Genomic DNA, 14371 nt, shown 5'->3' on the forward strand with positions numbered 1-14371 from the left:
GCGCGCGGCCCGAACGGTGGATTGTCAGGCTGGCAAGACTTCCTTCTCACAGTCTCAGGCAACCCATAACGCGGAGAGCCCCGATGCCCGACACCTCTGAGCGCCTGTCCCTGCCCTATCTGATGCCCGCACAGGCGCAAAAACATGTGACCCATAACGAAGCGCTGCAACGGCTCGATCTTCTGGTGCAGCTTGCGGTCGAAGGCTTTGACGCCAACACGCCACCCGCCCTACCGCAGGCGGGGGAGGTTCATGCGCTCGGTGATGCGCCGACAGAGGTTTGGGCGGGTCATCCCGGTGAACTCGCCGCGTGGGTCGGAGAGACCTGGCAGTTCACCGCCCCGCAGGACGGCTGGGTCGCCTTGGATAAATCGACAGGGATTCTGCACCGTTGGGGGGCTGGGGCGTGGACCGAAGTCTCGCCCCCCGATCTGGCGAACCTCTCCGGGCTGGGGGTTAATACGGATCATGACAGTGGCAATCGCTTGTCGGTCTCCTCCCCGGCGAGCCTGTTTACCCACGAAGGGGCGGGGCATCAGCTAAAACTCAACAAGGCCAGCGCCGCCGATACCGCGAGCCTGCTGTTTCAAACCGATTGGTCTGGCCGGGCCGAGATGGGCACGGCGGGGCAGGATGATTTCGCCATCAAGGTCAGCGCCGATGGCAGCAGTTGGCCCACCGCGCTGGCCTTTGACGCAGCGAGCGGCATCGACTCGGGCGCGGCGCTGACGCAGGGCGTGGATGATGCGACCGTGGGTCGGCTGCTGCGGGTCGGGGATTTCGGCATCGGCGCTGACGCGGGGCCGTTGGTGACCGATCTCGACGCGCATGATCTTTCGGGCAGTTTTTCAAGCTATGGCGGCGCTCATGCGCAGGCGCCTGTCGGGGCCAACCCTTTCCCGGCGCTGAATGGGGTCTTCGGCCTGCTCTGCGGCAATAGCACCTTGGGCGGGCAGAGCGCCTATCTGTGGCAGATCGCACTGGGCATCGACACACCGGGTCTGGCCTTTCGTGTGCGGGCGACGGGGGCATGGGGCGCGTGGCAGCCTTTGTGGTCCGGCGCAAATACAACCGTGGATGCCAATGGGTTCATCAAGGAAGCCAGCCCGATCGTGCGCCTGTTCCGCGATGGCAGTGAAGAGCCTGCGGTGCCTTTGGGCGCAGGGTTCGAACGGGTCGTGCTTGGCCATTACCGATTGTCGAATGTGCCGCCGCTCGCCAGCCGCGGCTGGCAGATCGAAGCGCCGCAGGATGCGAATGGCAACCGGCTGGTTCATGTCGCGTGCAGTTATGATGCGGGGACGCTCGATATCCGCACCCGCGAGGTGATCTGGCAGGCCGGCTGGGCTGGCGGTGCGCCGCGGGACATTCCCGAGGGCCGTTGGGTCGACCTGCGGTTCGACATGCGCTGAGGGGAAATGGCCGGGCAGCCGTCAGATGATTCCGCGCAACTGCTCGACCTCATAATTGCCACCGCATAGCAGAACGACAGAGGTCTGGCCCGCGAAGTTCTGCGGCCCTGCCAGATAGGCCGCCAGCGCCAAAGCGGCGGCCCCTTCGACCAGCATGTTCTCTTCCCAAGCCAACACTTTTAACGCCTCGGCGATCTGATCCTCGTCGCAATGGACGATCTCGTCGATCACCGCGCTTGCGAGCGGCAGGGTCATCGAGTCCGCATCGACCCCGCCCGCCACGCCATCGGCCAGCGTGTCGAGATGTTCCGTTTCGACGATCTTGCCCGCTTTGATCGACGCGGCCAGCGCGCAGCTATTCGCAGCGCTCACACCGATCACGCGGGTCCGCGGTGAGAATTCCTTGATCACCGATCCCATGCCCGAGATCAGCCCGCCACCGCCCATCGAGATGAAGACATTGTCGATGCCTTCGATCTGCTCGAGCAGTTCCAGCGCGGCGGTGCCCTGCCCCGCGATCACCTCGGCATCGTTGTAGGGTGAGATATAGGTATAGCCCTCAGCCTCAGCCAAACTCTGCGCGTGTAGCTCAGAAAGCGAGGCATCGGCCCCATGGATCACGACCCTAGTGCCGTAGCTTTCAATGATCTTGCGTTTCTTGGCGACGACGGTTTCGGGCAGTACCACGATCAACTCATGCCCCGTGGTCTGGGCCGCAAGCGAGCAGGCGATGCCGTGGTTGCCGGAGGATGCGGTGATGACAGGCCGGTCGAGCGGCACCGTAGTGAGTTTTGCACTGGCGCCGCGCAGTTTGAATGACCCGGTATGCTGGAAGTTCTCGGTCTTGTAGAACAGCCGCGAACCCTCTGCCATTGGCAAGCGGGAGGCGATCACCGGGGTGCGGTAAACCGCGCCCGCGATTTTGCGATGAACCACGCAGGAACGGGCGGCGCTTTTGGCGATCAGGTCTGAGGCTGACGGCATGATGGGCTCCATCTAGCTTGACTGTGCCGCGCCGTGACGCGCGAGGAAAGCGGAGACACGCGCCAACCCGTCGCGCAGGTCCGCCGTCGAATTGGCGAAACCGATGCGCAGCCAGCCCTCCATGTCCATGGCGCTGCCGGGGGTGAAGAGAACGCCCTCTTCCTCCAGCAATTGCGTGCAGAAATCACGGCTCGGCAGCGGCAGGTCGTATTTCAGCAGCGCCGTGGTGCCCGCTTGAGGCTTCACCCATGAGATCAGCGGCTCGGCCTCGACCCAATCCGACAGGATCGCGAGGTTCTCGCGGGTGATCCGATGTGCGCGGGCGAGGATTTGGGCGCGGTTTTCAAGGGCAAGGGCCGCGAAATACTCATCAATCCGCCCGACGGAAATCGTGTTGTAATCGCGGTGAATCATGATGTCTTCCAGCAGGGTCTTCGGCCCTGCGACCCAGCCCACGCGCAACCCGGCCAGCGAATAGGCCTTGGACATGCCCGCCGTGCTGATGCCACGCTCGTAGAGATCGCAGATCGAGGCGGTATAGCCATCACCCGCCTGATCGGTGCCGCGATAGACCTCGTCGCAGAGCACCCATGCGCCGCTGCCCTGCGCGATCTCGGCAATCTCAGCCAGCATCGCCCGGTCCATCAGCGCGCCGGTGGGGTTGTTGGGATTGTTGGTGGCGATCATCCGCGTTTCGGGCCGCATCATCGCGCGCAGCTCATCAAGGTCGGGCAGGAAGCCGTTCTCCGGGCGCAGGTGCAGCAGTTCGATCTCGGCACCGATGCTCTCGGGGATCGAGTAATGCTGCTGGTAGGTCGGCACGATGGCGATGACATGATCGCCGCGGCTGACCAGCGTCTGATGAACCAGCGCATTGGCCCCGATGGTGCCGTGGGTGGTCAGCACGTTCTCGCGGGACTGGTTCTCGTAAAGCCCCGCCACTGCGTCGCGCAGCCGGTCTAAGCCTTCGATCGCGCCATAGCCCATGCGCATGCCGCGCAATTCGCCCAGCACGGAATTGTCGACGCCCGCCATGTCGATCAGCTCGCCTAGGGTGATCGAGTCCACGCAGGTCTCGGCGAGGTTGTAGCGGCAGTGGTTCTCGAATTCGTTCATCCACATTTCGACGCCGAAGGTCTTGATATGCATGGGGTTTCCTTTCGTGTCAGCTCTCGGTCAGCGCGGCGAAAAGCCGGCGGAGGAATTGCGGCGTGGCGGTCGGCGCGAGCCAGCGCATCACGGCGACGATCTCGTGCTCGGGCGCGATCCAGATCGTATGGCCGCCCGCGCCCTGCGCGCTGAAGGCGGTATCGGGCAGTTTCGGATCGGCTTCCGCCCCGCGGTTCAGCCACCACAGAAAGCCGTATTTGTCGAGTGTCGGTGTCGGCATCAGGGACCGCTGCATCCAGTCCTCGGGCAGAATTTGTTCGCCGTTCCACGCGCCGTTCTGGCAGATGAACTGGCCGAACTTTGCGTGATCCTCGGCAGAGATGAAGAGGCCCCCACCCCAATGCCCGCCGCCGGTGACCGACTGCATCCGTTTGCCATCCACCTCGACCCATGAGGTCGAATAGCCCTCCCACCGCCAGTCAGCGGAGGCCCCGATCGGGTCCATGATCCTTTCGCGCAGCACCTCCGGCAAAGGGCGGCGAAAACGCATCATCAGCGCATAGGCCAACGCGTTCACCCGGACGTCGTTGTACTCATAGTGGCTGCCCGGCGCACCGACCGCGCGCAGCTGCCCCTTGCGGCTGTTGTCCGCCCCCGGGCCGATCTGGCGGTAGTGGTCGACCTGATCGTCCTTGCCGAAAATCTCGCCGCGCCATTCGCTGTTCATCTGCAACATCTGCCGCCAGGTGATGCGCCCGTTGTGATCGCCCGCAAAATACGGCCCCGGCACGCTGTCGCCCACGGGCGCGTCGAGGTCCGCGATCAGCCCGTCTTTCACCGCCAGCCCCGCCAGCACCGACAGGTAGCTCTTGGCGATGGAGAAGGTCATGTCGGCGCGCGTCGTATCGCCCCAATCGGCTACGCGTTCACCGCGATGCAGGATCACCCCCGCGGGGCCGCCGCGCGGTTTGACGGGGCCCACGATCTCAGTCCAAGGGCCGCTTTCGTTCCACTCGCGATTGCCGACATAGGCGCCGTCGGCATGGTACATCGAGCGGGGCCAATCGGTCTCATGTGCTTGCGCATGATCAACGACGGCTTGCAGGGCGGGGGTGGCGGCGAATGTCATGGGGGCTCCTCGGAACTTCGGGCGCAGATTTCCCAAGGGGGACGGGATTGTAAACCGGTTAAATTGTTTTACCCCCGCTCAATCGCCGATGTCGGGGTAGACCTGAGAGCGCTTGACCACGCCGTAGACAAAACTGGTGTCGATCGACCCGATGCCGCCGATGGGATGCAGCCGCGCCCGCACAAAGCGTTCGTAATCCTCGAGATCGCCCACCACGACGCGCAGCAGGTAGTCCGACAGCCCGCTCATCACGAAACATTCCAGCACCTCCGGGATCGCGCGGATCTGGCTTTCGAAGCGCTGCACCGTGCCCTCGTCGTGACCGTCCAGCGTCACCCGCACCATGACCGTGACCGGCAGGCCGTAGGCCTTGGCATCGACCTCCACGCTGTAGCCCCGGATCGCGCCGTTTTTCTCCAGCGCGCGCAACCGGCGCAGGCAGGGCGAAGGCGAGAGACCGACTTCGTTAGCCAGATCAAGGTTGGTCATCCGGCCATTGCGCTGCAGCGCGCGGATGATCCGGCGGTCGGTGGCGTCCAATCGGGGCGTTTGGGGCATGATATGCCAAATCTCCTGCAATTTACGCATATATTAGCAACCAAATGCCCCTTGTGCCATCGGATCATGCCGGAAAATCAGACAGGGGCCAGCCATGACCGAGAACCAGAAATCCTTTGCCACCCGCGCCATCCACCACGGCTATGACGCGCAGGACGAACAGGGCGCGCTGAACCCGCCGATCTACATGAGCTCGACCTTCACCTTCGAGACCGCGGAGGCGGGCGGCGACATGTTCGCGGGCGAGCGTGCAGGGCATTTCTACACCCGCATCAGCAACCCCACGCTGGTCCATCTTGAAAAACGTATCGCCAACCTCGAAGGCGCCGAGGCCGGGCTTGCCACCGCTTCGGGCATGGGGGCGATCACCTCGACGCTCTGGTCCTTCCTGCAGGCGGGCGACGAGATCATCATCGACAAGACGCTTTATGGCTGCACCTTCGCCTTCATGACCCATGGCTTGCCGCGCTTTGGCGTCAAGGTGACGCTGGTCGACATGACCGAGCCCGAAAACCTCGCCGAGGTGATCAGCGACCAGACCAAGGTGGTCTATTTCGAAACCCCCGCGAACCCGAACAACAGGCTGGTGGACATCGCCGCCATCTCCGAGATCGCGCATCGCGTGGGCGCCAAGGTGGTTGTCGACAACACCTATGCCACGCCGGTCATCACCCGCCCCATCGAACATGGCGCCGACATCGTGCTGCATTCGGCGACGAAGTTCCTTTCGGGTCACGGCGACGTGGTGGCGGGCCTCGTTGTGGGCAATGCCGAGGACATGATGCAGGTGCGGCTCGTGGGTCTGAAAGACATGACCGGCGCGGTGATGTCGCCGCTCACGGCCATGCTGCTCTTGCGCGGGATCAAGACGCTGGAACTGCGCATGGAGCGCCACTGCGCCACCGCTGCCAAGGTCGCCGAGGCGCTGGAGCAGCACCCGGCGGTGCTGCATGTCGCCTACCCGGGGCTGGCAAGCTTCCCGCAGGCCGAACTCGCGCGGCGGCAGATGGGCAACTTCGGCGGCATGATCCCCTTCGAGGTCAAGGGCGGCAAGGCGGGCGGCATCGCCTTCATGAACCGGCTGAACCTCATTCAGCGCGCGGTGAGCCTTGGCGATGCGGAGAGCCTGATCCAGCATCCCGCCAGCATGACCCATTCCACCTATTCGCCCGAGGAACGCGCCCAGCACGGCATCGCCGAGGGGTTGGTGCGGCTTTCTGTCGGGCTGGAATCGGCGGAAGACATCATTGATGACCTTTACGCCGCGCTAGGGGCGCATAACATGCAAGCGGCCTGATCCGGCACGAACCGGACCAGTCGCGGGCGGTGTCGAGGAGGGCACCGCCCGAGGGATCCTCAGAATGAAAGACCTGCCATGACCGCTCTCGCCCCTGCCCAGCTGAAGACCATCGAACAACGTCTGCTGTGGCTGTCGCACTGGATGATCCACAACGCGAACCACATTCGGCCCAAGGTGGACGGGATCAAGGTGGGCGGGCATCAGGCGTCCTCGGCCTCGATGGTGTCGATCATGACGGCGCTTTTTTTCAGCGCCCTGCGGCCCGAGGACCGGGTGGCGGTGAAGCCGCATGCCTCGCCGATCTTCCACGCGATGCAATACCTGATGGGCAACCAGACCCGCGAGAAGATGGAGAACTTCCGCGGGTTCCAAGGCGTGCAGAGCTACCCCAGCCGCACCAAGGACGTGGACGACGTGGATTTCTCCACGGGGTCGGTCGGGCTTGGGGTGGCGGTGACCTCCTTCGCTTCGCTGGTGCAGGATTACATCACCGCGAAAGACTGGGGCGGGGAAGTTGATCTGGGCCGCATGGTTGCGCTGGTCGGCGACGCCGAGTTGGACGAGGGCAACATCTACGAGGCGCTGCAGGAGGGTTGGAAGAACGACCTGCGCAATACATGGTGGATCATCGACTACAACCGCCAGTCGCTCGACGGGGTGGTGCGCGAGGGTCTGTTCAAGCGCATCGAGCAGATTTTCGACGCCTTCGGCTGGGACGTGGTCAAGGTGAAATACGGCGCGTTGCAGCGTGCGGCGTTCGAGGAACCCGGTGGCGACAAGCTGCGCGACTGGATCGACAATTGCCCCAACCAGCTCTACTCGGCGCGGACCTATCAGGGCGGCGCGGTCTGGCGCGAACGGTTGATGGAGGCGCTTGGCGATCAGGGCGATGTCACGGCGCTGATCGACGCGCGCAGCGATGACGAACTGGCCGCGCTGATGGAAAACCTCGGCGGCAACTGTGTGCAGACCATGGCCGAAACCTTCGCCGCCATCGACCACGACCGCCCGGTCTGTTTTCTGGCCTATACCATCAAAGGCTGGGGCACACCGATTGCGGGGCACAAGGACAACCATGGCGGGTTGATGACCAAAAGCCAGATGGCCGATTGGCAAAAGCACATGGGCGTGGCCGAGGGGGAGGAATGGGAGCCCTTCGCCACCGTCGACGACCCGCAAGCGTTGCAAGCGGCGCTCGACCGCGTGCCCTTCTTCGCCAAGGGCCGTCGCCGCTACAATGATGCGACGCTGCCGGTGCCGCGGATCGAACTGTCGAGCGACCGCGAAATTTCCACGCAGATGGCCTTCGGCAAGATCCTCGACGATCTGTCGAAGGGCGACAGCGATCTCGCCTCCCGCATCGTCACCATGTCGCCTGATGTGACCGGCACCACGAACCTTGGGCCATGGGTCAATCGCCGCAAGCTCTTTGCCCGCAAGGAACAGGCCGACACCTTCATCAACGAGAAGATCCCCTCCACCGCGAAATGGGAGTTCACGCCCGAGGGCCAGCATATCGAGTTGGGCATCGCCGAGATGAACCTCTTCCTGCTTCTGGGCGCCGCGGGCCTGTCGCATTCGCTCTTCGGCAAGCGGGTCATTCCCATCGGCACGGTCTATGACCCCTTCGTCGCCCGCGGCTTGGACGCGCTGAACTACGCTTGTTATCAGGATGCACGTTTCATGATCGTGGGCACCCCCTCGGGCGTGACGCTCGCGCCCGAGGGCGGCGCGCATCAATCCATCGGCACGCCGCTCATCGGCATGAGCCAGGACGGGCTGGCGAGCTTCGAGCCTGCCTTCGCCGACGAGTTGACGGTCATCATGCGTTGGGCCTTCGACTACCTCCAACGCGACGGCGAGGGCGACCCGGACGAGCGCACGTGGCTGCGCGACGAGACCGGCGGCTCGGTCTATCTGCGGCTCACCACCAATCCCATCGAACAGCCCGGCAAGCGCGTCGACGAGGACTTCCGCCAAGGTGCCATCGACGGGGCCTATTGGCTGCGCAAGCCTGGGCCGAACTGCGACGTGGTGATCGCCTATCAGGGCGCCGTGGCCCCCGAGGCGATCAAGGCCGCCGGCAGCATCGCCGAGGGCCGGCGCGACGTGGGCGTGCTGGCGGTGACCTCCGCCGACCGTCTGAACGCTGGCTGGACCGCGGCACAGCGCGCCCGGGCGCGCGGCAATCACGCGGCGCAGAGCCATATCGAAACGTTGTTGGGTCAACTGCCGCGCGACTGCAAGCTGGTGACGGTGATCGACGGCCATCCGGCGACACTGTCGTGGCTGGGGTCGGTCGTGGGGCACCAGACGGTGCCGCTCGGGGTCGAACATTTTGGCCAGACCGGCGCCATCGCGGACCTCTACCGGCATTTCGGCATCGACGCGCGTTCCATCGTGGAAAAGGTGCAGGGCCTGACTCCGGGCCGCCAGATGCTGCACCGGGTGGCGGGCTAAGGTTCGAAGGGGGGGCAAACTGCCCCCCTCATCACCTGCCGAACTTGGCTTGCAGATAGGCCAGATAGGCCGTCGGGTCGTAGGCCCCTGCCCCGATCCCGGCGAGGATCTCGGCCCGGCTGCGCGAACGCCCGTGCTGCCAGACGAGATCACCGAGCGCCGCCTGCAAGGGGGCGTAGTCTCCCGCCGTGACGCCTGTGCGTACCTCGGGCTTCGTGGCATCCAGATGCGCCATGATCTGCGCGGCGGTCGAATTGCCCACCGTATAGGTCGGGAAAGAGCCGATGTAGCCGTGCGACCAATGCACGTCTTGCAGACAGCCCGCGCCGTTGTCCGGCACCTCCAGCCCCAGATCCTCGCGCATCGCCGCGTTCCACGCCTCGGGGACGTCGGCGACCTTCAGCGAGCCGTCCATCAGCGCCATCTCGATCTTCACCCGCAGCATGACATGCAGATCGTAAGTGAGCTCGTCCGCCTCGACCCGGGTGAGGCCGGGGGAGACACGGTTGATCGCGGCGATGAATTCCTCTTCGCTCACGTCGCCCAACTGCTCGGGGAAGGTGTCACGCAGGCCTCCGTAATGCACCGACCAGAAGGCGGGCGAGCGGCCGATGTGGTTCTCCAGCAGGCGCGACTGGCTCTCGTGCATCCCGAAGCTGGTCCCCGCCACGGCATAGAGCCCGATCATATCCGTCGCATGCGCCCCACGGGTTAGCGCCGGATCGGCACCCATCTCGTAAAGCGCATGGCCCGCCTCATGGATCGTGCCGAAGATCGACATCGGCAGGTAGTTCGGGTTCCAGCGCGAGGTGATCCGCACGTCGTTGCGGGTCATGGAAATCTCGAAGGGATGCACCGCCGTGTCGAGCCGCCCGCGGCCCATGTCATAGCCCAAGGCCTCGGCGATATAGGCGCAGAAGGCCTGCTGGCCCGCCACGGGATAGTCGCGGAACAGGAAATCGCTGCGCGGCGCGGGCCGGGCAAACGCCGCGTCGAGGATCGGGCGGATGCCGTCCCGGAGCTGGTCGAAGAACCGCGTGAGCTGCACCGCCGTGGCGCCCGGCTCGAAGACATCGGCCATCGGATCGTAGGGGTGGCCGTCATGGCCGAGCGCCTCGGCCTTCTCGCGCGCCAGATCGACGATGCTTTGAAGATGCGGCTGGAACAGGCCGAAGTCGCCGGTGCGGCGGGCCTCGGTCCAGGCGGCGCCGGCGGTGATTAATTGCTCGGCCTGCCGGCGCAGCAAGGCTGCGGGGATGCGGGCGTGGTGGGTGCGCGCCTCCTGCACCGATTGCGCGGCGCGGCGCTCGATCTCGGGCGCGTCGCTGTTGAGCACGGCTTCGGCGACCTTGCCCATCTCGGGGTCGAGGATCATCTCCCGCGCGATGCCCATAAGAGTCGCGATCTGGTGGCCGCGCGTCTCGGCCCCGCCCTTGGGCATCATCACCCGCGCGTCCCAATTGAGCAGGTTCACGGAGACAAGCACGTCGTTCAGCCGCCCCACGCGGTCGGTCAGGGTCAGGCTCATGCGGCGGCTCCTGTTTCGGCGCCGGTGCCCCCATCATGCAGGTGGCAGGCGACGCTGCGATTGTCTTTCGGGTTCACGAGGCGCGGCACCTCCACCTTGCAACGCGGGCCCGCAAGCGGGCAGCGCGGGTGGAAAGCGCAGCCCTTGGGCGGGTTGATCGGCGAGGGGATCTCGCCCTTGATCGGGTGGAAGTTGGCGCGCCCGGTGCCAAGGGTCGGCACGGAGGCAAAGAGCGCCTCGGTATAGGGGTGCAGCGGCTTGGCGTAGAGTTCATCCGCCGGCGCCGTCTCGACCACGCGGCCGAGGTACATGATCGCCACCCGGTCGCAGACGTGGCGCACGACCGACAGGTCGTGGCTGATAAACAGCGCCGTGAGGTCCAACTCGCGCCGCAGCTTCATGAAGAGGTTCAGCACCTGCGCCTGGATGGAGACGTCGAGCGAGGCCACGGCCTCGTCCAGCACCAGAAGCTCGGGCTGCATGGCGAGTGCGCGGGCAATGGCGACACGCTGGCGCTGGCCGCCGGAGAACTGGTGCGGCAGGCGATTGGCATAGGCGCCCTCCAGCCCCACCTGTTCGAGCAGGCTACGGACGCGCTCCTGCACCTCGCGCGCGGGGATCAACCCGTGGATGCTCGGGCCTTCGGCGATGATCTCGCCCACCTTCATGCGCGGATTGAGGCTCGCGAAAGGGTCCTGGTGGATCATTTGCACGCGGGTGGTGAGCTTGTCGACATTGCCGCGATGGTCGCGCGCCACCGGCTGGCCTTCGAGCGTGACGCTGCCCGCGCTCGGCGCATAGATGCCCGAGACGACGCGCCCCAGCGTGGACTTGCCGCAGCCGCTCTCGCCCACGATGCCCAGCACCTCGCCGCGCGGAACGCTTAAGGTGACGTCATTGACCGCGTGAACGGTCTGGGTGGAGTCGCGCCCCGACAGGCGGTCCAGCCCCCGGACGACCAGCCCCGGCTTGCGGGTGAACCGCTTCGAGACGCCGTCGATTTTCAGAATGGGATCGGTCATGTGGCCTCGATCGGATGGTGGCACAGGACGGAATGTGCCTCGGTTCCAGTGTTGGGTGGGATCATCGCGCAGATGTCCGTGGCCCGCGGGCAGCGCGGGCGGAACGGGCAGCCCGAGGGCAGGTTCGCCAGCTGCGGGGTCGAGCCCGGGATCTGCGGCAAGTCGCGGCCCGGCTCGTGCAGGCCGGGGACCGAGTCAATCAGCCCGCGCGTGTAGGGATGGCGCGGACGGGCGATGACCTCCTCCGCGGTGCCGCTTTCGACGATCCGGCCTGCGTACATCACCGCGATGTCGTCGGCGAGCGAGGAGACCACGGCGAGGTCATGGGTGACCCAGACGATGGCGGTGCCGGTCTCATCCGCCAATCGCCGCACCTCGGCAAGGATCTGGCCCTGGATCGAGACATCGAGCGCGGTGGTCGGCTCATCGGCGAGGATCACGGCAGGCCGGTGCAGCAGGGCCGTGGCAATGGCGACGCGCTGGCGCATGCCACCCGAGAGCTGGTGCGGATAGGCCTGCAACCGCTCGGCGGGGGCCGGGATGCCGACGATCTCAAGCGCCTCGCGGGCGCGGTCCCATGCGGCGGCCTTGCTGACCTTGTCGTGCACGCGCACCGCCATAGCCATCTGATCGCCCACCCGCAGCACGGGGTTGAGGGTCATCATCGGGTCCTGAAACACCATCGAGACATTGCGACCGCGCATCTGGCGTCGGCCTTCGGCGCTGAGGCTGCGCATGTCGGTGCCCTGCACCAGAACCTCGCCTGCGGTGATCCGACCGGGTTCGTCGATAAGCCCCATGATCGAAAAACCGGTGACGCTCTTGCCCGAGCCGCTCTCGCCCACCAGCCCGAGGATGCGCCCCGGCTGGACCGAAAAGCTCACGTCGTTGACGGCGGTGACATGTCCCTTGCGGGTGCTGAATTGCGTGGTCAGTCCCCTGACCTCCAGTGCGGCGCTCATCGGCTGTTCCTCGGGTCGAGCACCTTGCGGACCTGATCGCCCACGAGGTTGATTGCGACAACGGTCACCATCAGTGCCAATCCGGGATAGATCGACAGCCAGTAGCGGTCCGAATGGATGTATTTGAACCCGTTGGAGATCAGCGATCCCAGCGAAGGTTCAGTGAGCGGCAGGCCCACGCCAAGGAAGGACAGCGTGGCCTCGAGCGCGATTGCGCTCGCCACCTGCACCGTCGCCACGACAATGAGCGGCGGCAGCACGTTGGGCAGCAGGTGCTTGAAAAGCACCCGATGCGTCGGCAGCGGGGTGGAGCGCGCGGCCTCGATATAGTCCTTGCCGCGTTCGACCTTGGCCGCGCCATGGGTGGTGCGCGCGAAATAGGCATATTGCGCGACAACGAGGGCGAGGATGATCTGACCGATCCCCTGCCCCAGCATCGCCACCAGCACCAATGCCAGCAGGATCGCGGGCATTGAAAGTTGCAGATCGACGACACGCATCAACAACGCTTCGATGCGCCCCCCGAAATAGGCCGCGGTAAGACCAACCGCAATGCCGACCAACAGCGCCAGTGCCCCGGCGGACAGGCCGATCACGAAGCTGGTGCGCAGCCCGTAGAAAATGGCCGAAAGCATGTCGCGGCCCGCGTTGTCGGTGCCCAGCAGATGGACATAGCCGCCCGAGCCTTCGGTGCCCGGGCGCAGAAAGGCGTCGAGCCAATCGAGCGCGGCCATGTCGTAGGGGTCCTGCGGCGAAACCAGCGGCGCCCCGAAGGAGAGGAACAGCAGCACGGCAATCACGATGAGCGCGCCCACGGCGACCCAGCTTTCGCGGAAGTCCGACCAGAAGTTGCGCAGCCGCTCGGCGCGGGTCTCCACCGGCGGGGCCGAGGGCACGGCCATGGTGTTTTCAGCGACGATCTCGGGCATCATGCGCCTCCTTTCAGGCGGACCCGCGGGTCCAGTCGAGCGTAGACCAGATCAACCACGAGATTGATGAGGACAAAGAGGATCACGACCATGATGAGGTAGGAGACCATCACCGGGCGGTCGAGTTGCAGGATCGAGTCGATGATCAGCTTGCCAACGCCGGGCCAGTTGAACACGCTTTCGGTCACCACCGCGAAGGCCAGCGTCGAGCCAAGCTCGAGCCCCAGCACCGTGACGATCGGGATCGAGATGTTGCGCAGGATGTGGCGGAAGACGATCTGCCGGTCCGGCAGACCCTGCGCGCGGGCGAATTTGACGTAATCGGTGCCCATGGCCTCGACCATGCCGGCGCGGGTCAGTCGGATCATCAGGCCCATCTTGAAGAGCGACAGGTTGATCGCGGGCATGATGACATGGCTCCAGCCATCGGGGGTGAAAAGCGAGGAGGTGATGCCGAGGAAGGTCGCCTCGTCCCCGCGCCCGCCCGAGGGCAGCCAGCCAAGCTCAACCGCGAAGCCCATGATCAGCAGCATGCCAATCCAGAAAGTCGGCACCGAGAAACCCAGCACCGACAGCGCCATGATCATCTTCGCGCCGAGGCTCTCGGGGCGGTAGCCGGCCCAGAGACCGGCGGGAATGCCCACGCCCACGGCGATCAGCACCGAGGTCAGCACCAGTTCCAGCGTGGCGGGAAAGCGCGAGAAGACGAGGTCGACGACCGGGATGTTATAGACCATCGAGGTGCCCAGATCGCCCTGGGCCACGTTCTTGAGGAAGGTCCAGTACTGCACGGCCAGCGGTTGATCGAGCCCGTATTGCTCGATCAGCTTCTGGCGGATCTCGGCGGTGGCGCCCGGATCGATCATTACGTCGATCGGATTGCCGATGGCAAAGACGCCGACAAAGACGATCACCGACATGGCAAAGACCACGACAATCGCCTGTGCCAACCGGGTTACAAAATAGCTGAGCATTCG

At 65.1% G+C, this 14371-nt stretch carries 12 protein-coding genes; 3 read left to right on the forward strand and 9 right to left on the reverse strand.

All coding sequences use genetic code 11. From position 1 onward, the window contains the following. The first annotated feature begins 83 nt into the window (after positions 1-83). Entirely contained in the window at positions 84-1412 is a 1329-nt protein-coding gene (locus ACGYLQ_RS08940; protein ID WP_394442236.1) for a DUF2793 domain-containing protein, read from the forward strand. Positions 1413-1433: 21 nt separating this feature from the next. Here ACGYLQ_RS08940 and ACGYLQ_RS08945 read toward each other — a convergent pair whose 3' ends face one another. From ACGYLQ_RS08945 to ACGYLQ_RS08960, 4 genes are all read right to left on the reverse strand, one after another. Further along, entirely contained in the window at positions 1434-2396 is a 963-nt protein-coding gene (locus ACGYLQ_RS08945; RefSeq protein WP_394442239.1) for a pyridoxal-phosphate dependent enzyme, read from the reverse strand. Positions 2397-2408: 12 nt separating this feature from the next. Continuing rightward, entirely contained in the window at positions 2409-3545 is a 1137-nt protein-coding gene (locus tag ACGYLQ_RS08950) for an aminotransferase (RefSeq protein WP_394442242.1), read from the reverse strand. Positions 3546-3561: 16 nt separating this feature from the next. Continuing rightward, a complete protein-coding gene (locus ACGYLQ_RS08955; protein WP_394442245.1) occupies positions 3562-4635 on the reverse strand; it encodes a serine hydrolase domain-containing protein in 1074 nt (357 codons plus the stop codon). A gap of 78 nt (positions 4636-4713) precedes the next feature. Then, positions 4714-5193: an Lrp/AsnC family transcriptional regulator gene (locus ACGYLQ_RS08960; protein ID WP_394442248.1), complete on the reverse strand. Its 480-nt coding sequence runs from the start codon at positions 5191-5193 to the stop codon at positions 4714-4716. 94 nt (positions 5194-5287) lie between these two features. Between ACGYLQ_RS08960 and ACGYLQ_RS08965 the strand changes: the two genes are divergently transcribed. Beyond that, on the forward strand, positions 5288-6490 hold the full coding sequence (locus ACGYLQ_RS08965) for a methionine gamma-lyase (RefSeq protein WP_394442251.1): 1203 nt from the start codon (positions 5288-5290) through the stop codon (positions 6488-6490). Positions 6491-6568: 78 nt separating this feature from the next. Then, a complete protein-coding gene (locus tag ACGYLQ_RS08970) occupies positions 6569-8953 on the forward strand; it encodes a transketolase-like TK C-terminal-containing protein (RefSeq protein WP_394442254.1) in 2385 nt (794 codons plus the stop codon). Positions 8954-8984: 31 nt separating this feature from the next. Here the strand turns inward: ACGYLQ_RS08970 and ACGYLQ_RS08975 are convergent, their stop codons facing one another. From ACGYLQ_RS08975 to ACGYLQ_RS08995, 5 genes are read right to left on the reverse strand one after another with little or no spacing between them, the layout of a single operon-like run. Then, positions 8985-10481, reverse strand: a complete 1497-nt coding sequence (locus ACGYLQ_RS08975; RefSeq protein ID WP_394442257.1) for a carboxypeptidase M32 — start codon at positions 10479-10481, stop codon at positions 8985-8987. Beyond that, complete coding sequence (locus ACGYLQ_RS08980) at positions 10478-11503, reverse strand: ABC transporter ATP-binding protein (RefSeq protein WP_394442260.1); 1026 nt, start codon at positions 11501-11503, stop codon at positions 10478-10480. Before ACGYLQ_RS08980 ends, ACGYLQ_RS08975 begins: the two co-directional genes overlap by 4 nt. Then, positions 11500-12465 (reverse strand): ABC transporter ATP-binding protein, encoded by a 966-nt coding sequence (locus ACGYLQ_RS08985; RefSeq protein WP_394442263.1) that lies wholly within the window; start codon positions 12463-12465, stop codon positions 11500-11502. The genes ACGYLQ_RS08980 and ACGYLQ_RS08985 overlap by 4 nt, the downstream gene beginning before the upstream one ends. Next, on the reverse strand, positions 12462-13394 hold the full coding sequence (locus ACGYLQ_RS08990) for an ABC transporter permease (protein ID WP_394442265.1): 933 nt from the start codon (positions 13392-13394) through the stop codon (positions 12462-12464). Before ACGYLQ_RS08990 ends, ACGYLQ_RS08985 begins: the two co-directional genes overlap by 4 nt. Next, entirely contained in the window at positions 13394-14368 is a 975-nt protein-coding gene (locus ACGYLQ_RS08995) for an ABC transporter permease (RefSeq protein WP_394442268.1), read from the reverse strand. Before ACGYLQ_RS08995 ends, ACGYLQ_RS08990 begins: the two co-directional genes overlap by 1 nt. Positions 14369-14371: the final 3 nt, after the last annotated feature.

This window comes from Sulfitobacter sp. 1A12779 (genome assembly GCF_043557315.1).
Lineage (GTDB): Bacteria > Pseudomonadota > Alphaproteobacteria > Rhodobacterales > Rhodobacteraceae > Sulfitobacter > Sulfitobacter faviae.